We start from the raw sequence: 26,600 nt of genomic DNA on the forward strand, positions 1-26,600 counted from the left end.
CAAAGTGTGTCGTCTTCCAGGCCGACTGTGCCGGACCGAGCCATGGCCGTCTCTTTCAGGGCGGCCCGCCCGTTTCCCGGCGGTGCCGAAAGGGGCCGGCCGTCCCAAGGGTGGCCCCGGTCGCCGGTAGTACGCTGGAAACACCGAGGGCATTCCGCACGTCAGCGGCCCTGTTGGCGTCGTCGTCGGGAGCAGGAGAACGGGTGCCCGCACATTGCACCTGGATGAAGGTTTACGCCATGAACGACCTTTTCCATACGCCCGGACGACGTGTGGCGTCATGCGGGACATCCGGTCCGTGAACCACGGCCGCTGACCGCCGTACAGGACCGTACGAAATCCTGGGAGTACGAGGGCAGTGCGGGCCCTGACCTGCAACGCGGGCGGCCGGGGCGCAGGAGGGACCGGATGACCGACCGAGAAGACGACGAAGACCAGAGCCCTGTGGGGGCGATCGGCCGGGTGACCGTGTCCATCCCTCCGGGCGGCCCGGGGGAAGTGCTCGTGGCGGTACGGGGCGGGACCGAGGCATTCGCCGCGTGGTCGCGGCATCCCATACCCAAGCACGAGCGCGTCATTGTCGTGGACCGCACCTCGGCCCGCTCCGTGGTCGTGGAGCACTTTCCCGACCCGTGAATCACGATTTCCGTGAATCACGATCCCGACAGGAGAATTCCATGCTGTTCTGGCACGTTCCCGCCCCCGACCAGGCAATGCTCATTTCCGGGTCGAAACGCCGGGCGGAGGACACGCAATTCCGGATCGTCACCGGTCACGGAAGCTTCGTCTTCCCCGTCAAACAGAAGGCCCGCTTGCTGTCCCTCGCGCTGCGCGAGGCCGAGATCACCGAGGACTGCGTGACGCAGCAGGGCATTCGCCTCAGGGCCCGAGCCGTCGCGGTGTTCAAAGTGGGTGACGACCCTGCTTCCATAGCCAACGCGGCCCGCCGTTTCCTGGCGGAACAGAACGCCATGGAGGAACTCGTGGGCCGGATCTTCGCCGGACACCTGCGCTCCATCATCGGCGGGCTGACGGTCGAACAGATCATCCGCGAACGTGATCGCGTCGCGCAGGAGGTCAAGGAAGCGAGCCACACAGAGATGGAGAAGCTGGGCATCGTCGTCGACGCCTTGCAGATACAGGAGATCGAGGACGTCTCCGGGTACATCGACAACCTGGCCGCCCCGCACGCCGCCGCCGTCGCCAGCCAGGCACGCATCGCGCAGGCCAAGGCCGACCAGGAAGCCGCCGAACGCGAACAGCAGGCCGCGGCGCTGAAAGCCGAGTACGAACGGGACACCGCCATCAAGCGTGCGGGGTTCCTCGCCGAGACCGAGCAGTCCAACGCCCGCGCCGCGCAAGCCGGTCCGCTCGCCCAGGCGAGGGCCACCCAGGAGGTCACAGAGGAGCAGACCGCCCTGGCCAGGCGCCAGGCAGCGCTGGCTGCGCAGCGGCTGGAAGCGGAGGTGCGGCGCCCCGCCGACGCTGAGGCCTACCGCCAGCGCACCCTCGCCGAAGCCCACCGTGATCAGGCCAAGTTCGAAGCGGACGGCGCCGCCTACACCGAGCGGACCATCGCGCAGGCACAGGCCGACGCCAACAACGCCCGTGCCGCCTCTCTCAGGGACGGCAACCAGGAACTGATCGCGGCCAACCGTGTCGTGGAAAACCTGCCCGCCCTCGCAGACGCCGCGGCCCGCGGTCTCGCGGGCGCCACCCTCACCGTCCTCAATGGCGCGACAGGGGTCAGCGAGGTGGCATCGGGGATCGTCGGCCAGGGCATGGCGATCCTCGACGCGCTCAAGAGGTCGACGACGATTCCACCTGGCGTGAACGGCGACCGGCCTCGGCCCGCCGAGAAGGCATGAACGGCAAGCAGGCGATCCGCGCCTCGCGCCGCGCCGCCGCGGCGGCGCGCCGGGCGAGTCCCTCCTGGGGCTTTGCGGTGCTTTCCGCCTGGTCGACGAGGCGGGAGTGCCTGCTCCCGCCGGCGGTGGAGGTTGTCGCGGGCGGGGAGGAACGGCGATACCGAGGACGAAGTCGCCTTCGTCCGGAGCGGGGCAGCCTGCTCCTCGGGAATCGCCGCCTCTTCGGCCTGCGGTGTGAGCGCGGCCAGTGACTCGCCCAGCACGCCGAGCTTGAGCAGATCGTCCGCGTACTGCGCTCGCAGCGGGAGCAAGCCGACGGCCCGGTCTACCTGACCGGGCCCTCGTTTTCTCCTGGCTGTTCGTCAGGCATGTCCAGGATGGCCTCTCGGGTGTACCGAGGGCTCCCCGGGGGTTTGGACAGCGCCAGGCCCAGGGTCTGCACGATGCGCAGAGCGCAGTCCCGGATGGACTGATCGTCCTTCTCGGGCGCCGCCGTGCTCCTGATCTCGTCACACACTCGGCTGAACTGCTCAGCGCTGATCGTTTGCCGACTTACCGGTTGCGCCATGGTGCGCTCCTCCTGGAAGGGCGGGCCGTTCCACCCGCTCTTCCAGAAAGCGCTTAGCACACGGCAACGGCAACTGGAGAGAGCCGACGCGCGGGCGCTCGACCAGAGCCGCCGCACGCTGGTGAGAGAAGGCGGGGCGGTATTCCTCCAAGACCTGCTCCGGGTGCGGCGCGGTGAAAGCCGAGCTGCCGCTGCACATCCGGACGTGCGAGTGCGACGCCCGCGGCCTGGTCTGCGACCGGGACGACAACGCCGCGCTCAACCTCGCCGCACTCGCGGCAGTCGCGGTGACTGGTACCGGAGTGGCCGGAGACCAGGACACCGCCCCCGCGGTGTCGAAGCCTCGTGGAGCCAACCGTAAGACCCGCACCACCACCCACGGCCGCAGGGCCACGGGTGGCGGGCAGGTGGCGCAACCCTGTCGCAGCAGCGGCAGACAGAAGCGAGAGACCGTACTCAAGCCGAAACCCTCACGCTTTGATGTGACGGACCTTCCGGGCCGAAATACCCGGAATGCTGAGAGCCGCTGAGGCTCTGAGCAACGGTCACCAGTAGTGGCGTCGCCCTGCGACGGCGTGTCCCATCGCGCCGAGGACCCACAGGATGGCTCCGACGACCGCCAGGATGATCCCGATGGTCCACAGGATGGATATCCCGGTGACGAAGCCGACGACGAGCAGAATGACGCCCAGGATGATCATGATTTCTCCCTTGGGGAGTAGTTGCCGGTTCCCCTGTGAACTGCGATGGGCCACAAGGGCGTGGACACGGGAATGCCGTCCCCTCCTCACTCCGCGCGGTGTGGTTTGTGGCGGGCGACCTGTAGGCGGACCTCGGTGGGCATGTCAGGGAAGCCAGTGGACCGGCGGGCGGTCCGGAGCGGGCCTTCGCAGAGGGCAGCGAGGGCGGCGCCCGGTGCCCTGTGAGGGGTGAGGGTGAGCCTGACACGGGTGCGGGGGTGGGCGGGCCGCCCGGTGATGCGTACGGCCGCGTGCTCGACTCCCGGCAGGGCACCGGCTTCGGCGGCGATCGCGTCGCTGAGTGCTCGGTCGCGCAGTTCGACGCCTTCCTGCGGAGGTGTGCCGCCGACGGACAGTCCTCCGGGGCGGCGCCGGCGCAGTTGGGCGAGCAGCCACCACAGGGCGACCAGGGCGACGAGGGCGAGGGCGGCGATGACGGCGGGCCACCACCACCAGCCCTGGCTGCTCCAGCGAGCCCGGTCGGCGGAGCCGAGCAGGACGTCGTCCGGGGTGGTCAGGGGCCAGCCGGCGGGCGGGGCCAGATCGTGTCGCCGGTAGACGTCGAACCCGGCGAAGAGGATCAGCAGGCCGCCGCCGAGCAGGACCAGTCCGGCGAGGGCCAGCAGGCTGCGGTTGAGTACGGGTCGCGGCGTCATGGTGCGGACTCCGGGTCTGGGGGTCTCCGGTCAGTTGGTGCGCTGCCGCACCCGTACGACGATGCGGGGAGGGCGGGCGAGGGCGAGCCGGTCGCGCTCCTCGTCGAGGACGGCGGTGAGGTCGTCCTTCACCTGTTGAGGGTCGCGGAAGCGGACGTCCGCGCGCGTTTTGACGCGGTGGCGGCGCACCCGGATGCGGGCTTTGCCGACCCCGGGTACCCGCATGGCGGCGTCGCGCAGTAGATCGGCGCTGCCATTGCGGTCCAGGGAGGCGCGCAGCCGGGGCGAGGGGGAGCGCAGGGGCAGCCAGTGACGTAGGCCGGGGGTGAGGGCCAGGACGATCAGCCAGACGCCGACGGCGGCGGCCACGGCGGCTCCCGTGAGCATCCACACGTCGTCCACGGGGCGGGTGGCCAGTGCGTCGGTCAGGTGCCGTCGCCAGGCTGCCGCGGGGCGTCCCGCCCGCACGGCGACGACGTCGACCAGCGCGGCGACCGCCGCCACGAGGATCACCGAGGCTACGAGCGTGGCCGGAAGGCGGCGCGCGGACCACGGGCGGTGGGTCCGGTGCCCTCTGTCGCCTTCGCCGGCCGTCGGGTTCGGCGGGGGCGCGTGGTGGTCGGGCGGACCGGGCTCTGCGGGCTCCCTCGGCTGCTCGGGCTCCTTTGCCAGCGGCACCGCTGCACGGCGCGGAGGTGGCGCGGAGTCGCGGGCGGGAGGGTCCGGGTCGGGTGTCATTCCGGTCCTCCTTCCTGCGTGATGGGCCCGGCGGTGCGGGCCGGGTGGCCGCTCACAGGACCCGCCCCCGGTTCGCGCCGGAGGCGGTCACCAGCCGTCGGACGGTGAGGGTGACCTCTCCCACCAGCAAGCCGGTCAGCTGAGCCACCCGTTCGGCGACGTCCTGCTGGATCCGCTCGCAGACATGGGGGATGTCGGTGGGGTAGGGCAGCTCCATAGTCAGGTGCAGGCGGACCGATCCGCTCCGGACGGTGGCCGAGGCGCTGGGTGCCGCCGGTCCGCTCGGGTCGGGCGGGAGGGCGGCCCGCCGGGACTGGGCCGTGCGTGCGGCCTGGGTGGCGATACGGGCGACCACCCTGTCCGGGATGACGGTGGCGCCCCGCTCGGCCGGTGGCGGCAGGCCGGCGGCCCGCGCCGACGGGCCGGACCCTTCGCCGGGAGGCGGGGAGCTGGGCCGGGTCCTCACCGCCGCCTCCGTGCACGGAGGTCGAGGTCGCCCTGCAGGACGAGGCCGACGATCAGCCCCGCCGCCCCCAGGACGAGAACCAGAAGGAACGCCCAGAAGCCGCCGAAGTAACCGGCGAAGCCCAGGGCCATCCCGGCCGCGAGGCCCGTGGTCGCTGTGTTCATGATGCACTCACCCGTCTCGCGAGCGTCGTCCGCGTGATCAGCCGCTTACGCCGGGACGCGGCGGTGGCGGTGGTCACGGCGGATCACCTCACGCGGCCCTCGTCCGGTTCGGACCCTTCCTCCTCGTCGGGAAGGTGGACGTCGTCGACGGCGATGTTCACCTCGACGACCTCCAGTCCCGTCATCCGCTCCACCGCGCTGATCACGTTGGAGCGCACATCGCCGGCGACGTCGACGATGGAGACGCCGTACTCGACGACGACGTCCAGGTCCACGGCGGCCTGCCGCTCGCCGACCTCGACCTTCACCCCTTGTGCGACGCTGCCGCCTCCGCCGGGCACACGCTCCCGCACAGCGCCGAAGGCACGGGCCATGCCCGCCCCGAGGTTGTGGATGCCCGGTACCTCGCGGGCGGCCATGCCGGCGATCTTGGCCACCACGCCGTCCGCGATGGTGGTCCTCCCCCGGGTCTCGGCCGGAGCTCCGGCTCCGGTACGGCCCTTCAGCGCGCTCACGCCCGCATCGGGTCGGCTGCCCCCGCCGACGCTGGTGATGTTGTCCGTCATGGCGGTCGCCTCGATCGGTCGGTCGGACACCGGCGTGGTGCCCGTCGAAAGGTTGGACATGCGGGGCGGCGGATTCCTCACACACATGATGTGTGATGTGCATCACATGCAAGGTGGTGGGTACCCGACCGTCCTGAACATGAGCAGGAGCGGCATGATCGAACGGACCGGCTCTTCACTTCTGGGAGGCGACCTGCCGGATGGGCTGCTGGCTGTGTGGGCTGCCGAGGGGGACGAGGACGCCTTCGCTGTTCTCGTGAGGCGGCACAGCCGTCCTCTCCTCGGCCTGGCCCACTGCATGCTCGGTGACGCCCAGGACGCCGAGGAGGCCGTTCAGGACGCCTTCGTCAGCGCTTGGCGGCGACTGCCGGAATACCGCCACGATGCGGAGTTCCCCACCTGGATGTACCGCATCACCGTCAACCGCTGCCTGAACTTGCGACGCCACCGACCGCCACCCCTTCGACTGGACGCCGTTGCCGAACCCGCCACGGGCGACGCGTGGGGCCAGCCCGCCCGAGCCGCAGAGGAGGACGCGGAGACGGCCGCCCTGACGTGCGCGCTCGGCGAGCTGGACACCGGACAGCGTGTCTGCTGGATCCTGCGGGAACTGCAGGGCCTGCCCTACAAGGAGATCGCCGTCGTGACACAGACCAGTGAGCAAACGGTGCGCGGCAGACTGTTCAGGGCACGCCGGTCCCTGAAGGAGGCGATGGCCCCATGGCGCTAGACGACCCGCACGCGCAGCCTTCCGAACCGCCCGGAGACGACGGGCCTCCCGACCATTCGGCCATCGACGACGCGGCTCCGCTCGCAGGTGACGAGGTACTGACCTGCGGCCGCCTGCTCAGCCAGGTCTGGGAACAGGTACAGGACGCGACGCCGACCGCGGATCCGCACACCATGTCATGTCCCCAGTGCCGCGAGGCCGTCGAGGGGCTGGCCAGGCTGAACGCGGCCACGCGGGCGCTGCGTGCCAAGGACCCTCCCGGCCTGCAGGCACTGGTTGACCGGGTCATGAGCATCGTCAGGGCCGAGGTCCGGCTCGGACGGCTGCTGCCACTGGCCGACACGATGCTGGATCTACTGATCGCCGAGAGCGCCGCGGTGAAAGTGCTGCGGCATGCCGCGGATACGGTCCCCGGGGCGAGGGCCGAAACCTGCCGGCTCGTGCCCGTGGGCGGCACCGGCGTGCAGGTGACCATGACCCTGGCCGCCGCCCTCGACCGCCCGCTGCCCGACAGGGTCGATCAGGTACGCGGGTCGATCACCAGCGCCGCCGTACAAGCCCTGGGCATGGACGTGTCGGCCGTCGACATCATCGTGGTCGACGTACTGGAGCCCCCCTCGTCCCTCGGCCCGGCGGGCTCGGGTCAGTACACGGGCGGTGGCCTCTGATGGCCGCCACCGGAACGCCGCCTCCCCTCAGCGTCGCGGCCTCGGCGGCCCTCGCGGTTCCCGGTGTGGCCGGCCTGCAACCCCGTCTCGCCCACCGCCTCACGGCAGCCGCCTTGCCCGCAGGACCGGAGACAACAGCTCAACGCACCCCCGAGGCCGGCGTCCGCGTCGACCGGGTGCCCGACGGCTCGGGATGGCACGTCGAGGTGCGCTGCGTCCTGACCGAAGGCCACCGAGCGGTGGACACCGCCCGCAATGTCCATGACCAGGTACGGGCCGCTGTCCTCTCCTACCTTGCAGCACACGACGCCCCTGTGGCGGTCACCGTGACAGTCAGGGTCACGGTCACCCGCATCACCGCCCGGGACCACACAGTCTGAGCGCCGCACACGACGGCCGGCGACGTCCTCGATGTACAGGATCACGACGGCGAGAGCGACCGACGGGCCCGATCCGAGCACGAGGCGTGCCGGCAGCAGCAGCCGCGCGCCGTCCGGGCCCAGTCGGTGCGGAAATCCCCGTACGCCCGTCGCCGGATCCCCACGGATATCCGGCAGCACGTCGCCCAGATGGGCACCGACCCCCAGCAGCGCCCCGGCGGTGACAACCCACCAGGCCGGCCAGGGCTGCCCTGGGAGCCCAGCGCCACGAACGCCGGGAGCGCGGCGAAACCCACCGCGTACGGGGCCCAGGACCATGCTGTCGCCTTGAGCCGCAGGTTGTACGCCCACGCCGCCATGCCAGCCAGGTGAACGACGCCCGCCCACACGCCACATGCGAACGACAACGGCACGCACAGCGCCAGCGCGGCATACCCGGCCAGGCACTGCGGTGGTGGTGCATCCACACCCTGGGACCCCGTCGGAACAGCCGGGTGATCGTCGTACCCGGCCTGCCGCTGGTGACGAGCGGTCCCTACCGGTGGGGGTGGCTGCGGCATCCGAACTACGTGACCGTCGTCGCCGAGGGCGTGGCGCTGCCTCTGGTACACACCGCCTGGGTTACCGCGGCCGCGTTCACGGTACTCGACGCCGCCCTGCTCACCGTGCGCATCCGCTGCGAGAACCGGGCGCTCGCCGCCGCGACCACGCCGGCGTCGGCATGATCGACGTACTGGTGGCCGACGGCGGACCCGCCGGACTGGCCGCGGCCATCCACGCAGCGCTCGCCGGCCTGGAGGCCGTCGTCGTCGAACCCCGGACCGCGCCCGTGGACAAGGCCTGCGGAGAAGGAGTCATGCCCGGCGGTGTCGCCGCGCTGCGAACACTGGGCGTCGAGGCCACCGGCCGCGAACTGCGCGGCATCCGCTACGTGGACCGCACAACCCACCCCGTTCTCCAGCTCGCCCGCAGCGGTCGGGCGTCCAGTTGCTGCCGGCGGGCGGCCCATTCGTCGGCAGTGGACGTACTCGATCGGGGCCTGGGCGAGTGGTTCCCGGGAGCGGTGCACGAACGCCTGCCCGAGCAGCCGACCCGCCGCAGGAAGACACCCCACGGTGCGAAATACTCTCCCGATGAGTTCACGCACTTCCCCGATCAGCCAGCCGATCACGATACGGAGGGCCGTCGCGCGGGATGCCAAACGGCTCACGCGGCTCGTGCGTGGCTCAGGCGCCTACGAGGGCAAGTACGCAGCCGCAGTGGCGGGCTACCGGGTCGGTCCTGATTACATCGAGGCCCACCGCGCCTTTGTGGCCGTCGGCGCCGACGAGCACGGAGGCCGGGTCCTCGGGTTCTACTCGCTCGTCCTCGCTCCGCCGGAGCTCGACCTGCTGTTCGTCGCCGACGACGTGCAGGGACGGGGTATTGGACGACTGCTCGTCGCGCACATGCAGTCCGAGGCCCGTGCCGCCGGGCTCGACCGTGTCAAGGTCGTGTCGCATCTTCCCGCCGGGGACTTCTACCACCGCGTCGGTGCGGTGCGGACCGGGACCGCGCTCGCGAACCCGCCCGCCGTGCCGTGGGACCGTCCCGAATTCGAGTTTCGCATTCCTTCGGAATGACGCGGTGTGCCGGTTCGCAGGGCACCGGCTTCGCCTGCATGGTGGCCGGCAAGCAGGAGCCGCTGGACGCCGCGCGCTCCGCGTGTGCCGTCGTCTCTGCCCTGGCGGGGGGTTGCCTCGTGGAGCGTGGCCGGCCGGCGTTGGTGCGGCCCTCGGTGGAGCGGATCGGTGAGGGGCTTCGGACTGGATGGTGTCCCGTAAATGCCCTGGGGCATGCTGATGACCTGCTCGTTCACCTGTCATCCGGTGAGGGTGAGGTTGTACAGGCGGGAGCGCGAAGGCCGGTGGGCGACCACCTGGCGGGTGCCCACGACGGCGGCGATCGGGCGGGCGCGGTTGCGGCTTGGGCCGGAGCCGTTGCGGGCCCTCGCGCTCCAGCCCCTGAACCAGAAGCCGGGCAACCTCTTCATAGCCCTGCCCGAAGAACAGACACATCGCCAGGACGAAGTAGACCACCACCCGTGCCGGCAGCAGCCGCGTCCGCTGCTCGACCCTGCCGCACTCGGCGATCACCTCGTCGACCAGTTCCGGCGGGAACGCCCGCGTCAGCACCCCCGACGCGATCCGATCCGAGAACCGATCAACCGTTCCTATGGACTGAGCGGGAGTGAGTCCTGGGTCCAGGGCTCGTGCTCAGCCGTGTGTCCCGAACGGTCGTGGGCACACTGGTCGCCCGCTTTCGCTCCGCGTCCGGGCGGCACGGATCGTGTCCGTGGTCCGGGAACGCGGGGGCGGGGTCCCTCACGCCTCGGGGTGTCCGGTCGGGCCTGGACGGTCCGATGCCCCACCGCATCACTCCGGTGCGGTGGGGGCGGTGCCGTCCGACGCCGGATCGCACATCCCAGGGCGCGTCGTCCGATCGCCACGGCGGCAGCGTCGTGCCGCGTGGGCTTCCTGTTCTCGCTGGTGAGGGGTTTCTGCCAGTGCTGGGCGCCCCAGCGGCTGGTGTAGGCGGGGTCGACCGCGACAATGGTGACGCCCAGCTCGGCCGCCATGGACATCAGCCGGGCCCGCAGCCGGGCGGTGGGCAGGCCGGAGATCAGTTTGCGGAACCGTTTGCGGCGGCCGTGTTTCTCCCGGGTCTTCTCCGCGTCGAAGTCCAGGTCTTCGATCGCGAGGGCGAGGCCGTGGCGTGCGGCCCAGTGCAGCAGGCGGATCAGGGCGTGGCGGACCTGGGCGTCGCGGTGCTGTGCGCTGCCGGTCAGTCGGTAGTCGAATCTGCGGGGCGCGCCGACGGGGTTGCCGTGTCGGCCCGTACCTGCTCCAGCCGGTCCTGAAGCACGTGCAGGCGCCGGGACTTGGCGAACCACTCCCGCCGCGAACCGTAGCCGCCCGGCGTGTTCTTGGTTCCCTTGGCCCCGATGGGCTGCGCGAGCCGGTGCGTGATCGTGTCGATGCCTGCCTGGAGATTCTGGAGGTGGGCGAGCTGCCCGCGCCGGGCCAGCGCCCACTGGTCGTGCGTGGCCTTGGTGATGCTGCCTGCCCACCGCGAGGACGACTGGCCGGTCAGCGCCCGCTTCCGCCGTGCCCACTGCTCGCCGTCGTGTCCCAGGCCTGCCGCGCAACGCGCCTTCAGATCGCCGGAGGCCAGTGAGCCGAGCAACTCGCCCACCAGCCGCAACACGGTCTCGTCCTGCCCGGACAGGCCCTTGAGACCGGCGCGGACTGCCACCCCGGACGGGCCCGGCATCACGAACGGCGCCGCCACCTCGCGCAGCCCGCCCACCACCCCACCCCCGTCCGACACCCGAAGGACCCTTCACAGCGCCCAACGAGCACCCCGGTCAAAGGTCACGCATTCGAAACCAGAACGCCCGTCGCCCTGCCACGTACTGCCTCCCCACGCCACGCACCACCACCGCGACACTCACTCATGCGCACCAGAACACGCTCAACCACTGTCAACCGGCAGCAGTTCACAACCCCCGACGACTTCACCTGACCCGGCCTTGGCGCAACCCACCCAGAGAGACCACCAAAGTCACCGGTATTGCCTCTAGGAGTCGTCTTCGCATGTCACGCTCGTTTGTAAGACCGCTCTTCCTGAAACGTAGCGCTCCGAGTGGATCAATATCTGTGCTCGCGAAGTGAGGCTTTGGTGGACCGCGTAGTGAGAGTTTTTGCTGCACCGAGCAGAGCGGAATTGCGTAATGTGCACGGGCCGTTCCAGTGTGCTACTGTCGATCTCAGTTGCAGTTGTGGTTCCCGAAACTTCAAGTGCCCCACCGGTTCTTTCGGTTGGGAGCGCTTCTGTATTTCCGGTCATTTCCGGGCGGGGCAATCATTGCGGCGACATGGCGTCCGCGCAGTGCGGATTCCGATGTACTGCCCCGAAGGAGATATGACATGGCTACCGGTACCGTGAAGTGGTTCAATGCGGAAAAGGGCTTCGGCTTCATCGAGCAGGACGGTGGCGGCGCTGACGTGTTCGCGCACTACTCGAACATCGCGGCGCAGGGCTTCCGTGAGCTGCTCGAAGGTCAGAAGGTAACCTTTGACATCGCGCAGGGCCAGAAGGGCCCGACGGCCGAGAACATCGTTCCGGCCTGACGCTGACGCACATTTTGTAGCTGGGGCCCGCATCCTTCGGGGTGCGGGCCCCAGCTGCACGCATCTCCCGCAGCGGTTTCACCTGCGGGACGGCTCGGAGGAATCCGCAGTCTCACCATGCGCGGCTCCTTTTTCAGTGATGCGGGAGCGTACTGAAGAGCTGCGCCGCAGCCGACGCCCGGATCTTACGTCCCCATCGCGTCACCCATTTCAGCACCTGTGTCGCGGATATTTCCGCCGGCCCAAATCGGTTTTCTTTTGTCACCGGTCCATACTTGTAATTCTCGATGCCGCTCATTACTGCGGGAATTCCTTGATATGCGCCACATCGAGGAAGGTTCCGCATGAACCGCACACGCACGAACGACCGCTTCGACCGCTCCCGTCACGGCAGTGCCGACGCCGGAAAGGGCGGCAGTCGCATGGGCTCGCAGGCACCGCGCCGTTCCGGCGGCCCTGCCCGTTCAGGCGGTCACGGCCGCCGGCCGGCCGCAGTGCAAGGTGAGTTCGCGCTGCCCAGGACGATCACCCCCGCGCTGCCCCCCGTTGAGGGCTTCGCCGATCTCGACATGCCCGAGCACCTGCTGACCGAACTCGGCAAGCAGGGTGTGACCGCACCGTTCCCGATCCAGGGAGCGACGCTGCCGAACTCCTTGGCAGGCCGTGACGTGCTGGGCCGCGGGCGCACCGGCTCCGGCAAGACCCTCGCCTTCGGCCTGGCCATGCTCGCCCGTACCGCTGGACAGCGTGCTGAACCCCGCCGGCCGCTGGGGCTGATCCTCGTACCGACGCGTGAATTGGCGCAGCAGGTGACCGACGCGCTCACACCGTACGCCCGTTCCGTCAAGCTGCGGCTGGCCACGGTGGTCGGCGGGATGTCGATCGGCCGGCAGGCCGGCGCGCTGCGCGGCGGGGCCGAGGTCGTCGTTGCGACGCCCGGACGGCTCAAGGACCTCATCGACCGTGGCGACTGCAGGCTGAACCACGTGGGCATCACGGTGCTGGACGAGGCCGACCAGATGGCCGACATGGGTTTCATGCCACAGGTCACCGCGTTGCTCGACCAGGTGCGTCCGGAGGGGCAGCGGATGCTGTTCTCCGCCACCTTGGACCGTAACGTCGACCTGCTGGTTCGCCGCTATCTGACCGATCCCGTCGTGCATACGGTCGACCCGTCGGCCGGTGCGGTCACGACGATGGAGCACCACGTCCTGCTCGTCCATGGCGCCGACAAGCACGCCGCCACGACCGAGATCGCCGCCCGCGACGGCCGCGTGATCATGTTCCTGGACACCAAGCACGCCGTCGACCGGCTGACCCAGGACCTGCTCAACAGCGGGGTACGCGCCGCCGCGCTGCACGGTGGCAAGTCGCAGCCGCAACGCACCCGCACGCTGGCGCAGTTCAAGACGGGGCACGTCACCGTGCTGGTGGCAACCAATGTCGCGGCGCGCGGCATCCACGTCGACAATCTCGACCTGGTCGTCAACGTCGATCCGCCGACCGACCACAAGGACTACCTCCACCGCGGCGGCCGTACCGCCCGCGCCGGCGAGTCCGGCAGCGTCGTCACGCTCGTCACACCGAAGCAGCGCCGCGGCATGGTCCGCCTCATGTCGGACGCCGGAATCAGGCCGCAGACCACCCAGATCCGCTCGGGAGACGAGGCCCTGAGCCGGATCACCGGAGCCCAGGCCCCGTCCGGCATCCCGGTCGTCATCCCCGCACCGGTGGTCGAACGCCCCAAGCGCAGCGCCTCCTACCGAGGCCGACGCCGCCCTTCCTCGGCGACCCGGCGCGCCCCCGTACGCCAGCCCGTCCTCGACGCGGTGGCCTAGAACCTTCATGATCAGGAAGTTGACCCATCTCTGCAGGAGGTACCTTTTGACGCTGATTCAGATGCAGCCCCGCTCGGCGGACGCCAACCCCGTGCACAGGACGGCGGTGGAGGTCATGGACGCGGCCGGACCGCAGGTCTGTGACGACATGAGCGTCGAGGTGGCGCTGGCCGTCATGACCGCCGCGCGCACGGGCCGACTGGTCGTCTGCGATCAGGACGACCAGCGCATCGGCCTGGTGACCCGAACCGACCTCACCGCCGTCCGTGACAGCGGCGCTCACACGGACCGCGTCCGCCTGCGCGACATCCTCGGCGACCAAGGATCGGCCACCTCACCCGTGACCACGACGGCGAAGCCGAGCACACGATGCGCTCCCGTCGGCTCGGTGCTCTGCGAGTCGTAGACGAGCAAGGCAGCGCCCCGGGCATCCTCGCCCTCTCCCGCTGAAACGCCTCGCCCCTGGTCGGACCGTCCTTCCCTTCTCCCTGTGAGGCCACATGCGCTGCGTCATCGCCCGCTTCCCCTTCGAGCTCACCAAGGGCGGAGTGCTGGAATCGATGAAGGGCATCAAGCCCGAACCGGTCACCGGAGAATCGGTGATCATCGGCCGCCGGCACTACCCCGTCAAGCAAGTCGGACAAGTCATCACCCGCCAGGACCGCCGTGACTTCAGCGCCGCCGAAGTCCTCCGGGCCATGACTCGACTCGGCTTCACCTGCCGCGCCCTCCCCAAGGCCGCGCCTTCGGACATCCCCGGCTCGCTGCAGCACGCCTCCGAGATGCTCGGCACCCCCGTGACGGTCTGACCGGGTAAACAGGCACGAGCCGACAGCTGACCAGCAGTGTGGGCCCGACCGGTACGCCGGTCGGGCCCACACTGCGCGCAGCGGGTTCCCGTCGCCGTCGCTCAGTGGTCGGAACAGCTGAAGTCGACCCCGGTCCAGGCGCTGACGTCCTCGATCGCGACCTGGTACATCCCAGTCGTCTCCGGGATCCCCAGTGTGCCCTGCAGGATCCGGGCGACATGGAAGTGCGGATGCGTGGGCGGCCCGTCCTTCTTCGCGGGGGAGTCGAAGACGGCGGCGAACTCGCCCAAGCGGGCGGAATCCGTCAGCACATCCGACACCCTCTGCTTCCGCGTGGCTGCGAGAGCCAGTCGACCGGTGATGACAGCGCCACCGGTGACCACGGTCAGCGACTCTGATTGCTCTGGTCGGACTCCACCAGGGCGGCGACGTCAACGAGCAGCTCGTCAGGCTGCGACATGAGGCGGACCACATTCGCCGGCCATCCGGGTTGCGGCAGCCGGCCGTGCGCTCACGGTCTTGCCGCCGGAGGCCCGGCGGGTGACCGTCGAGGTGTGGGCGAGGCGGTTGACCACGGGCCGGCCGAAGCCCCCGGTACCGCCGTTCAGGTCAGGGGTGCCCATGCGCGGCGCATGTCGACTGCCGTCGTGGACCGGCCATCTCGATGGCGTCGGGGTGCGCGGTCAGTTGCAGTGCGCAGCGGCCCCCGCCGTGGTGCAGGGCGTTGGTGACGAGCTCGGACACGACCAGGACAACTGTGTCCCCTGCGTCAGGGGCCACGGCCGGCTGCCGCAACCCTTCGAGGAAAGCTCGTGCCGTATGGCGTGCGTCGGCAACGGCCGTTGCGGAACGGACGGCTGCGGCGCCGGCAATCACCGTGATCATCAGGGTGACCCTGGCCTCTGGATCGTCCATGCCCTGCCCGTGCCTGCCCAACCCTGTGCCCCGCCCCTCCACCCGCCAACCCCGCAGAGCCACGGTGGTTGCCTGAAGGGGACTGAGGACCACAGTCGACGCATGACGGCACCTGCTGCCGTGATCCCGTGCTTCCACCCCGGCACCCGCGTTCACACTTCCACGAGCTGCTCGATCATCCCGGGATCGTCGAGGGCGGCGCAGACCCTCGTGCCGCGCCCGTCAACGGCCGACCTGCTGGGCGTCACGGCTGGAAGCGTCCGACCCGGTCGGTGGTGTTCTTCGCGAGACGCAGTGTTGGCCGGATGCCCGCCGACGGTAGCCGCGGCGCAGTCGGCGACGTCACGCTCAGCCCGACGTGCTGCGCTTGAACCGCCCATGGACCGGTCGAGGCGATTACCTCATCTTCGAGCGCACGGAAATCTATGCCAGCCAGAGTAGACATTGGGTGGCGGTGTGGTTATGGTTTCTCTCGTAGCCGAGATCAAGCGAGGCCCGGCAGAGATGAACTGCCGGGCAGCAATACCGCAGTCGCAGTTCGCAGAACGGTGCGGTGGTGGAGTTCCGAAGCCAGAGCGGTTGCAGGACGGTGACGGGACTGACGACCGGACCGGGTGGCCCGCAGTGATCAGGGGCCGCCATGAGCAGTACCGCAGTGGCAGTACCCGTAAGTGAAAGTTCGCAGTACCCAAGTGGCGCTGTTCGAGGCCACCAGCAGGTTGCGGTACCAGCAGTTCGCAGTTTCCGTTAGTGACTAGTTGGTCAAGAGGGAAGAACGGAGGAGCCGAGCGCCATCAGGATCGCCCGGGTGGAAGTCCAGGACCCGGGTACCGCAGGACATCGATAGTGAGGTGGTCTCCGGTCAAGCAACCGCGATCCCCGCGACCCCGACAGCGTCTCGTTCGGGTCTGCGGAAACAGAGGGCCGGTGCAGTATCAGGGCCGGCAGATGGTGTAGTAGTTCCTTCGGGGCCCTGGTGCCGGACGGCGCCAGGGCCCCTCCACGCGTGCCACAGAGAGGTGCAATGACAGCAGACGACACGTTCGGCCGTCTCGATGACGACGATTACCCCGCCTACACCATGGGCCGGGCCGCCGAGATGCTCGGCACCACGCAGGGCTTCCTTCGCGCCATCGGCGAAGCCCGCCTCATCACCCCACTCCGCTCCGCAGGCGGCCACCGCCGCTATTCCCGCTACCAACTGCGCATCGCCGCCCGCGCCCGGGAACTCGTCGACCGGGGTACCCCCATCGAGGCTGCCTGCCGGATCGTCATCCTCGAAGACCAGCTCGAGGAAGCCCAGCGCCTCAACGCCGAATATCGCCGCGCCGCCGAATCAGCGAACCCAACGGCAGAAGCATGAGATGAGCGTGCCCGTCAGCGTCGGCGGGCACCGCGCGCACGGTCTCGGTGTGAGGCGTGATGATTTCCTATGGTGACGCGGTGTGTGGACGTGTAGCGTCTGCGTCAGCTGTCGTGGTTCGGAATTCTCTCCTGCCCCGCGCCTTTGGTGTGGGCGTTTTGCTGTGCTGTGCCGCAGGGACCAGGGCGATCACCTCCGCCTCCCACAGGTAGTGGGAGGCTTCATCGACTGGAAGGCATAAGACATGGCAACGGGAACTGTGAAGTGGTTCAACGCGGAGAAGGGCTTCGGCTTCATCGCCCAGGACGGCGGCGGCCCGGATGTCTTCGCGCACTACTCCGCGATCAACTCGACGGGCTTCCGTGAGCTCCAGGAGGGCCAGAGCGTGACGTTCGACGTCACCCAGGGCCAGAAGGGCCCGCAGGCCGAGAACATCAACCTGGCCTGACCTCGCGGCCCTGCGCGAGGGATCGCGCAGGGCCGCGTCCGGTGGCCGCCGCCTGTGCGAGTCGAGCCGCCCACCCGGACGAAGGCGCCTGCGCTCGTGCCGGGGGTGCACAGGATCAGGGGCCGCGCAGCAAACGCTGCGCGGCCCCTGATCCTGTGGAGGCCGGGGCCGGTGCGACTTCGGTTCGAAACGTCGGGGACCGTGCTGCCGGGCTGCGGCTCAGGCGTCGATGATGACGGGGATGATGAGGGGCTTGCGGCGGTGGGTGCGGAACGCCCAGTTCGCCACGGCGCGGGCGACGAGTTGCTCGAGTTGGCGCGCGTCCCCGACACCTTCCTCGGCCGCGGTGGCCAGGGTCTTCTCGATGACGGGGATGACCGGCTCGAAGGTGGCGTCGTCGTGGACGAAGCCCCGGGCCAGGAAGTCGGGGGCCTCGGCGAGGGCGCCGGTGTCCGCGTCGACGATCGCCACCACCGTGACCACGCCTTCGGCGGCGAGGGTGAGGCGGTCCTTGAGGGACGCTTCGGTGGCGCCGCCGACTTCCATGCCGTCCACGTAGACGTTGCCGGCGGGGACCTTGCCGGTGATGGATGCGCGCCCGTCGACCAGGTCGACGACGACGCCGTCCTCGGCGATGATGACCCGTTCGGGATCGACACCGGTACGGATGGCGAGGTCGCCGTTGGCCCGCAGGTGGCGCCATTCGCCGTGCACGGGCATGACGTTGCGGGGCTTGACGATGTTGTAGCAGTAGACGAGTTCGCCGGCGCTGGCATGCCCGGAGACGTGCACCTTGGCGTTGCCCTTGTGGACCACGTGGGCGCCCCACCGGGTGAGTCCGTTGATCACCCGGTAGATGGCGTTCTCGTTGCCGGGGATGAGGGAGCTGGCGAGCAGGACGGTGTCGCCCTTGCCGATGCGGATCACGTGGTCGCGGTTGGCCATCCGTGACAGCGCGGCCATCGGTTCGCCCTGGGAGCCGGTGCACACCAGAGTGATCTTGTGGTCCGGGAGCTTCTCCAGCTCCTTCGTGCTCACGACCAGACCGGAGGGGACCTTCAGATAGCCCAGGTCACGGGCGATGCCCATGTTGCGGACCATCGACCGGCCGACGAAGGCGACCTTGCGGCCGTGCTGGTGGGCGGCGTCCAGGACCTGCTGGATGCGGTGAACGTGGCTGGCGAAGCTGGAGACGATGACCCGGCGCGGCGCGGTGCGCATCACCTGCTCGATCGCCGGGTTCAGCTCTCGCTCGGAGGTGGTGAAGCCGGGTACTTCGGCGTTGGTGGAGTCGGTGAGGAACAGGTCCACGCCCTCCTCGCCGAGGCGGGCGAAGGCGCGCAGATCGGTGATGCGGTCGTCGAGAGGGAACTGGTCCATCTTGAAGTCGCCGGTGTGCAGCACCGTCCCGGCCCGGGTGCGGATCGCGACCGCGAGGCTGTCGGGGATGGAGTGGTTGACCGCTACGAACTCGCAGTCGAAGGGCCCGAAGCCACGCCGGTCGCCCTCCCGCACCCGCACCGTGCGCGGCCGGATGCCGTGTTCCTTGAGCTTGGCCTCCAGGAACGCCAGCGTCAGCTTGGAGCCGACGACGGGAATGTCGGACCGCTCGCGCAGCAGATACGGCATGCCGCCGATGTGGTCCTCGTGGCCGTGGGTGAGTACCACGGCCACGACGTCGTCCAGCCGGTCCCGGATCGAGGTGAAGTCCGGCAGGATCACGTCCACGCCGGGCTGGGTCTCCTCGGGGAAGAGCACGCCGCAGTCGACGATGAGCAGTTTGCCTGCGTGCTCGAAGACGGTCATGTTGCGGCCGATCTCACCCAGGCCGCCCAGGGCGATGACCCGCAGCCCTCCTTCGGGAAGAGGCGGGGCGGCTTTCAGCTCGGGGTGTGGATGACTCATACCCTGACGGTACCTGGAGAGCGGGACGGCGTGATCCACCAGGACTTCGACGGCCGCCTCGCCCGGCTCGTGGAACGCCACTCTCCGCAGCTGCTCACGGTGGTGGGTATCGGTCCGGACACGGCCGTCATTGCCTTGAACGCTACGCTGCCCGGGAGGTCGCCCACCTGGTCGGGCCCACACAGCCATAACCCCGACATAGGGGAAGTCGTGAGAGATGAGAGGGTCTGACGGGTGAGCGAGACACCACCGAACACCCTGCAATACCGCTTTGACGGGCCAGAAGACGCACCTGTCCTGATCCTGGGGCCCTCGCTGGGTCCCACATGGCACATGTGGGACCGGCAGGTCCCGGAGCTGACGAAGCAGTGGCGTGTGTTCCGGTTCGATCTGCCGGGACACGGGGGAGCACCCGCGCACCCCGCCGACTCGGTCTCCGACCTGGTCACCCGTCTGCTGGCCACTCTGGACGGACTGGGGGTGCAGCGCTTCGGCTACGCCGGGTGCGCGCTTGGCGGCGCGATCGGCATCGAACTGGCGCTGCGCCACCCGGAGCGCCTCGCCTCCCTCGCCCTGATCGCCACCTCGCCGCGGTTCGGCACCGCCGACGAGTTCCGGCAGCGCGGGGTGATCGTCCGGACGAACGGGCTCGACCCCATCGCCCGCACCTCCCCGGAACGCTGGTTCACCACCGGTTTCGCCGCCGCGCAGCCCGCGATCACCGAGTGGGCCGTGCAGATGGTGCGCACCACCGACCCCGGCTGCTACATCGCCGCCTGCGAGGCCCTGGCCGTGTTCGACGCCCGCGCCGACCTCGGCCGCATCGGCGTTCCCACGCTGGTCCTGGTCGGCTCCGACGACCAGGTCACCGGCCCCGCCCAGGCACGCACCCTGGTCGCCGGCATACGCGACGCCCGCCTGGCCGTCGTGCCCGGCGCCTCCCACCTGGTGCCGGTGGAGCAGCCCGTCGCCGTGACCGACCTGCTGGTGCGTCACTTCTCCAGCGCCTGGCACCCCGGTTTCGAATCGACCACCGGACACATGGCGATCGTCGGCCCCCCGGTCAAACCGGTGCTCGCCCCGCCCCCGCAGAACGCGCCCATCGCCGAGATCGCCCCGGCGCCCGTACCGGCCGAGGCGACGGGCGGGCCGGACCGGTACGACTCCGGTCTGAAGATCCGCCGCGAGGTGCTGGGCGACGCGTACGTGGACGGGGCGCTCGGCGAGGCGGAGGACTTCTCCGGGGACTTCCAGGAGTTCCTGACCCGCTACGCCTGGGGCGAGATCTGGGACCGGCCCGGCCTCGACCGGCGCACCCGAAGCTGCGTCGCCCTCACCGCCCTGGTCGCGGGCGGCCAGCTCCAGGACGTCGCCGCCCACACCCGGGCCGCGCTGCGCACCGGCCTGACTCCGGACGAGATCAAGGAGGTGCTGCTGCAGACCGCGGTGTACTGCGGGATTCCCGCCGCGGGCGCCGCCTTCCGGGTCGCCCAGCAGGTAATACGCGAGGAGACCACGCTCGCGGAGTGATCGCTCACGGCGTGATCGGTCGGGGCGTGATCCCGCGGCCGGGCGCCGGGCGTCGGGCGCCGGGTGCCGGGTGCGGTCGCGGGGCGCCGCCCAGCGCCCCCGTCCGGGCCACCCGCGCGCCCGGCGCACGGGTGGTCCAGGCTGGGTGCATGAGACTCACGAAGATGGCGCACGCCTGCGTACGCCTGGAGAAGGACGGGCAGACGCTCGTCATCGACCCCGGCGGTTTCAGCGAGCAGGACGCCGCGTCCGGCGCGGACGCGATCCTGGTCACCCACGAGCACGCCGACCATTTCGACGAGGGCCGTCTGCGCGCCGCCCTGGAGTCCCGTCCCGGCGCCGAGATCTGGACACTGAAGTCCGTCGCGGAGCAGATCGCCGCCGCCTTCCCGGGCCGCGTCCACACCGTCGGCCACGGCGACACCTTCACCGCCGCGGGCTTCGACGTGCAGGTCCACGGGGAGCTGCACGCGGTGATCCACCCGGACATCCCGCGCATCACCAACGTCGGCTACCTCGTCGACGGCGGCCGCGTCTTCCACCCGGGCGACGCGCTCACAGTGCCCGAGGTCCCGGTCGAGACGCTGATGCTGCCGGTGATGGCGCCCTGGAACAAGATCTCCGAGGTGATCGACTACGTCCGCGAGGTCGGGCCGCAGCGTACCTACGACATCCACGACGCCCTCCTGACCGACCTGGCCCGCCCGATCTACGACCACCAGATCGGCACCCTGGGCGGCGCGGAACACCTACGGCTGACCCCGGGAACAACAGCAGAGCTCTGAGCCACCTCCCGCCCCGGGCCCCTGCCCGCGGGCCCTCGCCCCGGCTCCGGATCCCTGGGCCCTCGCCCCGGCTCCGGATCCCTGGGCCCTCGCCCCGGCTCCGGATCCCTGGGCCCTCGCCCCGGCTCCGGATCCCTGGGCCCTCGCCCCGGCTCCTGGCCCAGGCTCCCAGCCCCCGGCTCCCGGGCCCCGTCCCCGGGCCCTGGCGCTTGGCGCCGACTCCTCGCGCCGGGCCCTCGCCTCAGGTTCTGGCCCCGGCCCTGGCCCCGGATTTTCACCCCCGGTTCCTGGCACGGGCTCCTGGCCCCCTGGCCTCTCGCCCCGGGTCCCTGGCCGCGGGCCCTCACCCCGGGCCCCGGCCTCTGGCCCCCGAGGCTCCCGGCTCCGGACCCCTGGCCCCGGCCGCTGGCCCCGGACTCTCGCCCCCGGCTCCTGGCCCTGGCCGCTGGCCCTGGCGCTTGGCGCCGGCTCCTCGCGCCGGGCCCTCGCCTCAAGTTCTGGCCCCGGCCCTGGCTCCGGCTCCTGGCCCCCTGGCCTCTCGCCCCGGGCCCCGGCCTCTCGCCCCGGCCCCTGGCCCAGGCTCCCGGCCCCCAGCCCCGGTCCCCAGCCCCCGCCCCCTGACCCCCAGCCCCCGGCCCCGGGCCCCCGGCCCCGGGCCGAGGGTGTTGTCAGTGGTGCCCGGTAGGTTGTGGGGCATGCGCATCGCGACCTGGAACGTGAACTCGATCACCGCCCGACTGCCCAGGCTGCTGGCCTGGCTGGAGAGCAGTGGTACGGACGTGCTGTGCCTCCAGGAGGCCAAGGTCGCCGAGGACCAGTTCCCGTTCGACCAGCTCCGCGAACTGGGCTACGAGGCGGCGGTCCACGCCACCGGCCGGTGGAACGGCGTGGCGGTGCTCTCCCGCGTAGGCCTCGACGACGTGGTCCGCGGTCTGCCCGGCGACCCCGGCTACGAGGGCGTGGAGGAGCCCCGGGCCATCTCGGCGACCTGCGGACCGATCCGCGTCTGGTCGGTGTACGTGCCCAACGGCCGCGAGGTGGACCACCCGCACTACGCCTACAAGATCCAGTGGTTCGAGGCCCTCAGGGCGGCCGTCGCCGGCGACGCGGGCGGCAGCCGCCCGTTCGCCGTCCTCGGCGACTACAACGTCGCGCCGACGGACGACGACGTCTACGACCGCGCCGCCTTCGAGGGCTCCACCCACGTCACCCCGGCCGAGCGCGCCGCCCTGACCGCCCTGCGCGAGGTCGGCCTCTCGGACGTCGTCCCCCGGCCGCTGAAGTACGACCAGCCGTTCACGTACTGGGACTACCGCCAGCTCTGCTTCCCCAAGAACCGCGGCATGCGCATCGACCTGGTGTACGGCAACGAGCCCTTCGCGAAGGGGGTCACCGACGCCTACGTCGACCGCGAGGAGCGCAAGGGCAAGGGCGCGTCCGATCACGCCCCCGTGGTGGTGGACCTCGACGTCTAGGGTCTTTCGTTTGGATCAGGCCGGATCAGGGAGCGGGGTCTGGTGCCGTGGATCGCAAGGCGGAGGAGGGCGGCAGGGCGGAGCCCTGCCAACCGACGACAACGCGGCTGGGGGTGCCCCCTGCTCGAAGAGCTTGGGGGAGCGGTGCCAGGGCCCGCGAGCCCGGCCTGATCCAAACGAGAGGCTAGGGCCTCTCGTGCCGCGACCGGCCCCGGCAGGTGCGCGCGCCTGTGGTGCGACCGGGGGTGCGGATGTCACCCTGGGGCCATGGACATCCCTTTCCTGGACAGGTGGCGCAAAAGGCGGGACTCGTCCTTCGGTGCCGTGGCGTTCTCCGAGGGATCCGCGGGATCCGAGAGCCGGGCGGCCCTCGCCCAACTCCTCTCCGAGTGCGAGCTGTTGCGTTCCCAGGTGTCCGGCACGGGCCTGCGGCTCGACGACTCGGCAGCCTCTCTTGAGGCGCTGGACCAGTTGCTGCCGCGCTGGCGCGACGACGAGGAGACCCTGACCCGGCTCGGCAACGACGTCGGTCTGTACCTGGGCACGGTCGTCGTACGGACCGTCCCCGGCGCCGGCTGGGAGATCGGCCCCGGCGGCCGTCCGGTCGTCCGGCTTGCCTCCGGACGCGAGATCGACGTGGTGACCGCCGGGCACGACTGGGCCGGCGCCGGTGCGCCCGAACTCTCCCAGCTCTACGCGGAGATCGCGGAGGTCTGAGCGCCCGGACGAGCGGGGCGGCGGGGCCGCCGAAGGGCGTTTCCGCACACCGCCGGGACCGGCGGGCCGGACCTCGACTACGATGTTCCGCTCGTCCTAGTGATGATGGCGCCTCGGCCCACCGTCACCGGGACGGGGACGCTGCTGCCGGGTGAGGCACCCCCACGGCGGCCCCTCGATCGTAGGGGGCAGCAGGTCACAGAGAGCCATACCCGGCCGGCGGCAGCCGGAGATCACTGCTCGCGCGGCAGGACGGACCGATATGACGGACCGTCCGCCCGCGAGGAGAAGGTCAGCTGCGCGCCGGACGGGTTGTGCTCGCCCTTCTCCCTCGCCCTCGCCCCGGATCCACGCCGAACGGCCTCCGTGCGCGCCGTCGTAAGTTACGTGCTGGTAACGCTTGTTGACGGCTCGGCTTCCGGCTCCGGCAGAGGGGCCCGCGCCGCCCGGGTCACGTCCGCGACGAGTTCGACCACGTCCGGGCCGTAGGCCTCGGAGTTGACCACCTTCAGCAGCAGCACGAAGGAGCCGCTGCCGTACTTGCGGGCCAGCCGCTCGTGGTTGCGGGCCAGATAGCGGGTCCCGGCCTGGTTGTCGATCGCGCGCTGGCCGCAGAACAGGAACACCGGCCGGGTGCCGCTGCGGTCACCGGCGGTGAGACGGGCCAGCAGTACGTACTCCGTGACGCCCGGGTCCATGCGGTAGTGCTCGGTGCCGATCTGGAAGGCGCACCGGTCGCGGCCGGGCTTCCGGTCGGTGTTCACCCGCACGCCCGGCAGCATGGCCGCCATGTGTGCGATCATCCGCCGATTCGACCCCGGGCCCCCCACGCAGAATTCCGTGCGCTCACCGAATCCCTGATGGACCGTGTCCTGGGTGACCATCTGGGCGTTCGCCCCGCAGCTCTTGATCAGGGCGGCGAGTTCGAGCAGGGCGAACACGTCGAACCGGTGCACCGCGAGTTCCGCCGTCGCCGGGTCGCGGTTGACCACCAGCAGCGACTCGGCGTGGTCGGGCAGCCCGAGGAAGGCCTGCTTGCGGCGCAGCTTGCGCCGCCACAGATAGGTGCGGGCCAGCCAGCCGAACGCGGCGCTGACCGCGGTCGCGGCCACGCCCAGGACGATGTTGCGCACGTCGTCGTTCATGGCCGCGCATGGTAGCCGGTCCGGCGTACCTTTGTTCGACACTCGACTGGCCCTGCCACCCTGACGAGAGCATGGCAATGAATTAGGCTGCGCGAACGTTCAGGCAACCGAACCACAACGAGCGTGGAGGTGCGGATGCGTCGCCCTGTCGCACGGAAACTGGCGGTCCTGGCGGTCTCGGCCGCCGTGGTGTCGGTGGGCGCCGCGGCCCCGCCCACCGCCCCGCAGAAGGCGAAGCCGAGACCGGTCCAGAAGGTCCCCGTGGCGGCCGGCTACGGCGGCGCCGTGGCCAGCGTCGACGTGGACGCCTCCGCCGCCGGTATCGAAGTGCTCAAGCAGGGCGGCAACGCCGTGGACGCGGCCGTCGCCACCGCCGCCGCCCTCGGTGTCACCGAGCCCTACTCCGCCGGCATAGGCGGAGGCGGCTACTTCGTCTACTACGACGCCCGCTCCCGCACGGTGCACACCATCGACGGCCGCGAGACCGCCCCGTTGACCGCCGACTCGAACCTCTTCGTGGAGAACGGCAAGCCGCTCGCCTTCGACGACGCCGTCAGCAGCGGTCTGAGCGTCGGCACCCCGGGCACGCCCGCCACCTGGCAGACGGCGCTGGACCAGTGGGGCACCAAACGCCTGGGCGCCGTCCTGAAGCCGGCCGAGAAGCTCGCCCGCGACGGATTCACCGTCGACGAGACCTTCCGCTCGCAGACCGCCGCCAACGAGACCCGCTTCCGCTACTTCCCCGACACCGCCAAGCTGTTCCTGCCCGGCGGGAAGCTGCCGACGGTCGGCTCGACCCTGAAGAACCCCGACCTCGCCCGCACCTACCAGCAGTTGGGCGCCAAGGGCGTCGGCGCGATCTACCAGGGCGACCTCGGCAAGGACATCGTCAGGACCGTCAACCACCCGCCCGTGGAGCCCAAGTCGGGCTGGAACGCCCGTCCGGGCAAGCTGTCCACCAAGGACCTCGCGGCCTACCGCGCCAAGCTCCAGGCGCCCACACGGACTTCGTACCGCGGTCTGCGGGTGTTCTCCATCGCGCCCTCCTCCTCCGGCGGCACGACCGTCGGCGAGGCGCTCAACATCCTTCAGCGTACGGACCTCGCCACGGCGAGCGAGTTCCAGTACCTGCACCACTACATCGAGGCGAGCCGCATCGCCTTCGCCGACCGCGGGCGCTGGGTCGGCGACCCCGCCTTCGAGGACGTGCCCACGAAGGAACTGCTGTCGCAGAAGTTCGCCGACTCCCGCGCCTGCCTGATCAAGGACGACGCCGTCCTCACCAGCCCGCTCGCACCCGGCGACCCGCGCAACCCCGCGGCCTGCTCCCGCGGCGGCACGGCCGCGCCGACGACGTACGAGGGCGAGAACACCACCCATCTGACGGTCGCCGACCGGTGGGGCAACGTCGTCGCCTACACCCTCACCATCGAGCAGACCGGTGGCAGCGGCATCACCGTGCCCGGCCGGGGCTTCCTGCTCAACAACGAGCTGACCGACTTCTCCTTCGCCCCGGCCAACCCGGCCGTGCACGACCCGAACCTGCCCGGTCCGGGCAAGCGGCCGCGCTCGTCCATCTCGCCGACGATCGTGCTGGACCGCCTCGACCGGCCGGTGGTGGCGCTCGGTTCACCGGGCGGGGCGACCATCATCACCACCGTGCTGCAGACCCTGACCGGGTTCCTCGACCGGCATCTGTCTTTGGTCGACGCGATCGCCGCACCGCGTGCCAGCCAGCGCAACGCCGCCCAGACCGAGCTCGAACCCGCCCTCTACGACAGCGTGTTGAGGAAACAGCTGGAGGCGATCGGCCACTCCTTCAAACTCAACCCGGAGATCGGAGCCGCCACGGGCATCCAGAGCCTGCCCGACGGCAGGTGGCTGGCCGCCGCGGAGAAGGTGCGCCGGGGCGGCGGCTCGGCGATGGTGGTGAATCCGTCACCCTGAACGGTCA

General features: G+C 70.4%; 27 protein-coding genes and 7 pseudogenes. 20 read left to right on the forward strand and 14 right to left on the reverse strand.

The window, feature by feature from the left end; genetic code table 11:
* The first annotated feature begins 408 nt into the window (after positions 1-408).
* The 3 genes from OIE49_RS28705 to OIE49_RS28715 all read left to right on the forward strand — a co-directional run bounded on the left by OIE49_RS28705 (position 409) and on the right by OIE49_RS28715 (position 2,966).
* Positions 409-636, forward strand: coding sequence for a hypothetical protein (locus OIE49_RS28705; RefSeq protein ID WP_326804798.1), 228 nt, complete (start codon positions 409-411; stop codon positions 634-636).
* Positions 637-677: 41 nt separating this feature from the next.
* Positions 678-1,868, forward strand: a complete 1,191-nt coding sequence (locus OIE49_RS28710; RefSeq protein ID WP_326804799.1) for a flotillin family protein — start codon at positions 678-680, stop codon at positions 1,866-1,868.
* Between the two features lie 741 nt (positions 1,869-2,609).
* Positions 2,610-2,966 (forward strand): hypothetical protein, encoded by a 357-nt coding sequence (locus OIE49_RS28715; protein ID WP_326804800.1) that lies wholly within the window; start codon positions 2,610-2,612, stop codon positions 2,964-2,966.
* 15 nt (positions 2,967-2,981) lie between these two features.
* On the opposite strand, the gene OIE49_RS28720 is transcribed toward OIE49_RS28715, so the two are convergent.
* From OIE49_RS28720 to OIE49_RS28745, 6 genes are all read right to left on the reverse strand, one after another.
* Positions 2,982-3,137 (reverse strand): DUF6131 family protein, encoded by a 156-nt coding sequence (locus OIE49_RS28720; RefSeq protein WP_326804801.1) that lies wholly within the window; start codon positions 3,135-3,137, stop codon positions 2,982-2,984.
* Positions 3,138-3,223: 86 nt separating this feature from the next.
* Positions 3,224-3,832 (reverse strand): alkaline shock response membrane anchor protein AmaP, encoded by a 609-nt coding sequence (locus tag OIE49_RS28725; protein ID WP_326804802.1) that lies wholly within the window; start codon positions 3,830-3,832, stop codon positions 3,224-3,226.
* A gap of 30 nt (positions 3,833-3,862) precedes the next feature.
* The gene (locus OIE49_RS28730) at positions 3,863-4,570 is read right to left on the reverse strand and encodes a DUF6286 domain-containing protein (RefSeq protein ID WP_326804803.1); all 708 of its coding nucleotides are present in this window, start codon (positions 4,568-4,570) and stop codon (positions 3,863-3,865) included.
* Between the two features lie 52 nt (positions 4,571-4,622).
* Positions 4,623-5,036: an Asp23/Gls24 family envelope stress response protein gene (locus OIE49_RS28735; protein WP_326804804.1), complete on the reverse strand. Its 414-nt coding sequence runs from the start codon at positions 5,034-5,036 to the stop codon at positions 4,623-4,625.
* A complete protein-coding gene (locus OIE49_RS28740; protein ID WP_326804805.1) occupies positions 5,033-5,200 on the reverse strand; it encodes a hypothetical protein in 168 nt (55 codons plus the stop codon). The genes OIE49_RS28735 and OIE49_RS28740 overlap by 4 nt, the downstream gene beginning before the upstream one ends.
* An 83-nt stretch (positions 5,201-5,283) precedes the next feature.
* Positions 5,284-5,766, reverse strand: coding sequence for an Asp23/Gls24 family envelope stress response protein (locus OIE49_RS28745; RefSeq protein WP_326806353.1), 483 nt, complete (start codon positions 5,764-5,766; stop codon positions 5,284-5,286).
* Between the two features lie 154 nt (positions 5,767-5,920).
* Between OIE49_RS28745 and OIE49_RS28750 the strand changes: the two genes are divergently transcribed.
* The 6 genes and pseudogenes from OIE49_RS28750 to OIE49_RS28780 all read left to right on the forward strand — a co-directional run bounded on the left by OIE49_RS28750 (position 5,921) and on the right by OIE49_RS28780 (position 9,166).
* Positions 5,921-6,496, forward strand: coding sequence for an RNA polymerase sigma factor (locus OIE49_RS28750; RefSeq protein WP_326804806.1), 576 nt, complete (start codon positions 5,921-5,923; stop codon positions 6,494-6,496).
* Positions 6,487-7,164 (forward strand): hypothetical protein, encoded by a 678-nt coding sequence (locus OIE49_RS28755; protein WP_326804807.1) that lies wholly within the window; start codon positions 6,487-6,489, stop codon positions 7,162-7,164. The genes OIE49_RS28750 and OIE49_RS28755 overlap by 10 nt, the downstream gene beginning before the upstream one ends.
* The gene (locus OIE49_RS28760; protein ID WP_326804808.1) at positions 7,164-7,544 is read left to right on the forward strand and encodes a hypothetical protein; all 381 of its coding nucleotides are present in this window, start codon (positions 7,164-7,166) and stop codon (positions 7,542-7,544) included. Before OIE49_RS28755 ends, OIE49_RS28760 begins: the two co-directional genes overlap by 1 nt.
* A gap of 431 nt (positions 7,545-7,975) precedes the next feature.
* Positions 7,976-8,269, forward strand: a pseudogene (locus OIE49_RS28770) (isoprenylcysteine carboxylmethyltransferase family protein); the annotation flags it as partial.
* Positions 8,266-8,481: pseudogene (locus OIE49_RS28775) on the forward strand (FAD-dependent monooxygenase); the annotation flags it as partial. The pseudogenes OIE49_RS28770 and OIE49_RS28775, both read left to right, overlap by 4 nt.
* Before the next feature lie 196 nt (positions 8,482-8,677).
* Complete coding sequence (locus OIE49_RS28780; protein WP_326804809.1) at positions 8,678-9,166, forward strand: GNAT family N-acetyltransferase; 489 nt, start codon at positions 8,678-8,680, stop codon at positions 9,164-9,166.
* A 239-nt stretch (positions 9,167-9,405) separates the two neighbouring features.
* Here the strand turns inward: OIE49_RS28780 and OIE49_RS28785 are convergent, their stop codons facing one another.
* From OIE49_RS28785 to OIE49_RS28795, 3 genes and pseudogenes are all read right to left on the reverse strand, one after another.
* A complete protein-coding gene (locus OIE49_RS28785) occupies positions 9,406-9,576 on the reverse strand; it encodes a hypothetical protein (protein WP_326804810.1) in 171 nt (56 codons plus the stop codon).
* A pseudogene (locus OIE49_RS28790) lies at positions 9,551-9,790 on the reverse strand (transposase domain-containing protein); the annotation flags it as partial. The pseudogene OIE49_RS28790 and the gene OIE49_RS28785, both read right to left, overlap by 26 nt.
* Positions 9,757-10,856, reverse strand: a pseudogene (locus OIE49_RS28795) (hypothetical protein). The pseudogenes OIE49_RS28790 and OIE49_RS28795, both read right to left, overlap by 34 nt.
* Positions 10,857-11,512: 656 nt before the next feature.
* On the opposite strand from OIE49_RS28795, the gene OIE49_RS28800 reads away from it, so the two are divergent.
* Positions 11,513-11,716, forward strand: coding sequence for a cold-shock protein (locus tag OIE49_RS28800; protein ID WP_006136369.1), 204 nt, complete (start codon positions 11,513-11,515; stop codon positions 11,714-11,716).
* 133 nt (positions 11,717-11,849) lie between these two features.
* On the opposite strand, the gene OIE49_RS28805 is transcribed toward OIE49_RS28800, so the two are convergent.
* On the reverse strand, positions 11,850-12,014 hold the full coding sequence (locus OIE49_RS28805) for a hypothetical protein (RefSeq protein ID WP_326804811.1): 165 nt from the start codon (positions 12,012-12,014) through the stop codon (positions 11,850-11,852).
* Positions 12,015-12,060: 46 nt separating this feature from the next.
* Between OIE49_RS28805 and OIE49_RS28810 the strand changes: the two genes are divergently transcribed.
* From OIE49_RS28810 to OIE49_RS28820, 3 genes and pseudogenes are all read left to right on the forward strand, one after another.
* Positions 12,061-13,554, forward strand: a complete 1,494-nt coding sequence (locus tag OIE49_RS28810; protein WP_326804812.1) for a DEAD/DEAH box helicase — start codon at positions 12,061-12,063, stop codon at positions 13,552-13,554.
* 46 nt (positions 13,555-13,600) lie between these two features.
* Positions 13,601-14,004, forward strand: a pseudogene (locus OIE49_RS28815) (CBS domain-containing protein).
* A gap of 50 nt (positions 14,005-14,054) precedes the next feature.
* The gene (locus OIE49_RS28820; RefSeq protein ID WP_326804813.1) at positions 14,055-14,363 is read left to right on the forward strand and encodes an SCO5918 family protein; all 309 of its coding nucleotides are present in this window, start codon (positions 14,055-14,057) and stop codon (positions 14,361-14,363) included.
* Positions 14,364-14,464: 101 nt separating this feature from the next.
* Here OIE49_RS28820 and OIE49_RS28825 read toward each other — a convergent pair.
* Both OIE49_RS28825 and OIE49_RS28830 read right to left on the reverse strand, forming a co-directional pair.
* Positions 14,465-14,823 (reverse strand): annotated as a pseudogene (locus tag OIE49_RS28825) (hypothetical protein).
* Positions 14,810-15,248, reverse strand: a pseudogene (locus tag OIE49_RS28830) (ATP-binding protein). Before OIE49_RS28830 ends, OIE49_RS28825 begins: the two co-directional pseudogenes overlap by 14 nt.
* A 1,054-nt stretch (positions 15,249-16,302) precedes the next feature.
* Here OIE49_RS28830 and OIE49_RS28835 point away from each other — a divergent pair.
* Positions 16,303-16,641, forward strand: coding sequence for a MerR family transcriptional regulator (locus OIE49_RS28835; RefSeq protein WP_100566531.1), 339 nt, complete (start codon positions 16,303-16,305; stop codon positions 16,639-16,641).
* A gap of 244 nt (positions 16,642-16,885) precedes the next feature.
* Positions 16,886-17,089 carry a cold-shock protein gene (locus tag OIE49_RS28840; protein ID WP_326804814.1) on the forward strand — a complete coding sequence of 68 codons (204 nt, stop codon included), beginning with the start codon at positions 16,886-16,888 and terminating at the stop codon, positions 17,087-17,089.
* Between the two features lie 219 nt (positions 17,090-17,308).
* Here OIE49_RS28840 and OIE49_RS28845 read toward each other — a convergent pair whose 3' ends face one another.
* Positions 17,309-18,994 carry a ribonuclease J gene (locus tag OIE49_RS28845; protein ID WP_326804815.1) on the reverse strand — a complete coding sequence of 562 codons (1,686 nt, stop codon included), beginning with the start codon at positions 18,992-18,994 and terminating at the stop codon, positions 17,309-17,311.
* A 234-nt stretch (positions 18,995-19,228) separates the two neighbouring features.
* Between OIE49_RS28845 and pcaDC the strand changes: the two genes are divergently transcribed.
* The 4 genes from pcaDC (at position 19,229) to OIE49_RS28865 (ending at position 23,501) form a co-directional block, all read left to right on the forward strand.
* Positions 19,229-20,524: a bifunctional 3-oxoadipate enol-lactonase/4-carboxymuconolactone decarboxylase PcaDC gene (gene pcaDC, locus OIE49_RS28850; RefSeq protein ID WP_326804816.1), complete on the forward strand. Its 1,296-nt coding sequence runs from the start codon at positions 19,229-19,231 to the stop codon at positions 20,522-20,524.
* A gap of 149 nt (positions 20,525-20,673) precedes the next feature.
* Entirely contained in the window at positions 20,674-21,309 is a 636-nt protein-coding gene (locus OIE49_RS28855; RefSeq protein ID WP_100566534.1) for an MBL fold metallo-hydrolase, read from the forward strand.
* Between the two features lie 695 nt (positions 21,310-22,004).
* Entirely contained in the window at positions 22,005-22,784 is a 780-nt protein-coding gene (locus tag OIE49_RS28860; RefSeq protein ID WP_326804817.1) for an exodeoxyribonuclease III, read from the forward strand.
* Between the two features lie 267 nt (positions 22,785-23,051).
* A complete protein-coding gene (locus tag OIE49_RS28865) occupies positions 23,052-23,501 on the forward strand; it encodes a DUF6278 family protein (protein WP_100566536.1) in 450 nt (149 codons plus the stop codon).
* 383 nt (positions 23,502-23,884) lie between these two features.
* Here the strand turns inward: OIE49_RS28865 and OIE49_RS28870 are convergent, their stop codons facing one another.
* A complete protein-coding gene (locus OIE49_RS28870; protein ID WP_326804818.1) occupies positions 23,885-24,646 on the reverse strand; it encodes a hypothetical protein in 762 nt (253 codons plus the stop codon).
* A 135-nt stretch (positions 24,647-24,781) separates the two neighbouring features.
* Here OIE49_RS28870 and ggt point away from each other — a divergent pair, with 135 nt between their 5' ends.
* Complete coding sequence (ggt, locus tag OIE49_RS28875; protein WP_326804819.1) at positions 24,782-26,593, forward strand: gamma-glutamyltransferase; 1,812 nt, start codon at positions 24,782-24,784, stop codon at positions 26,591-26,593.
* Positions 26,594-26,600: the final 7 nt, after the last annotated feature.

The organism is Streptomyces sp. NBC_01788 (assembly GCF_035917575.1).
Classification (GTDB): domain Bacteria; phylum Actinomycetota; class Actinomycetes; order Streptomycetales; family Streptomycetaceae; genus Streptomyces.

What these genes read in the sequence shown, in the direction of transcription:
- OIE49_RS28705 (WP_326804798.1), top strand. Translation starts at nt 409, where the DNA reads ATGACCGACCGAGAAGACGACGAAGACCAGAGCCCTGTGGGGGCGATC.
- OIE49_RS28785 (WP_326804810.1), bottom strand. Translation starts at nt 9,576, where the DNA reads ATGAAGAGGTTGCCCGGCTTCTGGTTCAGGGGCTGGAGCGCGAGGGCC.
- OIE49_RS28740 (WP_326804805.1), bottom strand. Translation starts at nt 5,200, where the DNA reads ATGAACACAGCGACCACGGGCCTCGCGGCCGGGATGGCCCTGGGCTTC.
- OIE49_RS28845 (WP_326804815.1), bottom strand. Translation starts at nt 18,994, where the DNA reads ATGAGTCATCCACACCCCGAGCTGAAAGCCGCCCCGCCTCTTCCCGAA.
- OIE49_RS28865 (WP_100566536.1), top strand. Translation starts at nt 23,052, where the DNA reads ATGGACATCCCTTTCCTGGACAGGTGGCGCAAAAGGCGGGACTCGTCC.
- OIE49_RS28800 (WP_006136369.1), top strand. Translation starts at nt 11,513, where the DNA reads ATGGCTACCGGTACCGTGAAGTGGTTCAATGCGGAAAAGGGCTTCGGC.
- OIE49_RS28745 (WP_326806353.1), bottom strand. Translation starts at nt 5,766, where the DNA reads ATGACGGACAACATCACCAGCGTCGGCGGGGGCAGCCGACCCGATGCG.
- OIE49_RS28725 (WP_326804802.1), bottom strand. Translation starts at nt 3,832, where the DNA reads ATGACGCCGCGACCCGTACTCAACCGCAGCCTGCTGGCCCTCGCCGGA.
- OIE49_RS28805 (WP_326804811.1), bottom strand. Translation starts at nt 12,014, where the DNA reads ATGAGCGGCATCGAGAATTACAAGTATGGACCGGTGACAAAAGAAAAC.
- OIE49_RS28710 (WP_326804799.1), top strand. Translation starts at nt 678, where the DNA reads ATGCTGTTCTGGCACGTTCCCGCCCCCGACCAGGCAATGCTCATTTCC.
- OIE49_RS28760 (WP_326804808.1), top strand. Translation starts at nt 7,164, where the DNA reads ATGGCCGCCACCGGAACGCCGCCTCCCCTCAGCGTCGCGGCCTCGGCG.
- OIE49_RS28810 (WP_326804812.1), top strand. Translation starts at nt 12,061, where the DNA reads ATGAACCGCACACGCACGAACGACCGCTTCGACCGCTCCCGTCACGGC.
- OIE49_RS28750 (WP_326804806.1), top strand. Translation starts at nt 5,921, where the DNA reads ATGATCGAACGGACCGGCTCTTCACTTCTGGGAGGCGACCTGCCGGAT.
- OIE49_RS28840 (WP_326804814.1), top strand. Translation starts at nt 16,886, where the DNA reads ATGGCAACGGGAACTGTGAAGTGGTTCAACGCGGAGAAGGGCTTCGGC.
- OIE49_RS28780 (WP_326804809.1), top strand. Translation starts at nt 8,678, where the DNA reads ATGAGTTCACGCACTTCCCCGATCAGCCAGCCGATCACGATACGGAGG.
- OIE49_RS28835 (WP_100566531.1), top strand. Translation starts at nt 16,303, where the DNA reads ATGACAGCAGACGACACGTTCGGCCGTCTCGATGACGACGATTACCCC.
- ggt (WP_326804819.1), top strand. Translation starts at nt 24,782, where the DNA reads ATGCGTCGCCCTGTCGCACGGAAACTGGCGGTCCTGGCGGTCTCGGCC.
- OIE49_RS28720 (WP_326804801.1), bottom strand. Translation starts at nt 3,137, where the DNA reads ATGATCATCCTGGGCGTCATTCTGCTCGTCGTCGGCTTCGTCACCGGG.
- OIE49_RS28870 (WP_326804818.1), bottom strand. Translation starts at nt 24,646, where the DNA reads ATGAACGACGACGTGCGCAACATCGTCCTGGGCGTGGCCGCGACCGCG.
- OIE49_RS28755 (WP_326804807.1), top strand. Translation starts at nt 6,487, where the DNA reads ATGGCGCTAGACGACCCGCACGCGCAGCCTTCCGAACCGCCCGGAGAC.
- OIE49_RS28860 (WP_326804817.1), top strand. Translation starts at nt 22,005, where the DNA reads ATGCGCATCGCGACCTGGAACGTGAACTCGATCACCGCCCGACTGCCC.
- OIE49_RS28855 (WP_100566534.1), top strand. Translation starts at nt 20,674, where the DNA reads ATGAGACTCACGAAGATGGCGCACGCCTGCGTACGCCTGGAGAAGGAC.
- OIE49_RS28730 (WP_326804803.1), bottom strand. Translation starts at nt 4,570, where the DNA reads ATGACACCCGACCCGGACCCTCCCGCCCGCGACTCCGCGCCACCTCCG.
- OIE49_RS28820 (WP_326804813.1), top strand. Translation starts at nt 14,055, where the DNA reads ATGCGCTGCGTCATCGCCCGCTTCCCCTTCGAGCTCACCAAGGGCGGA.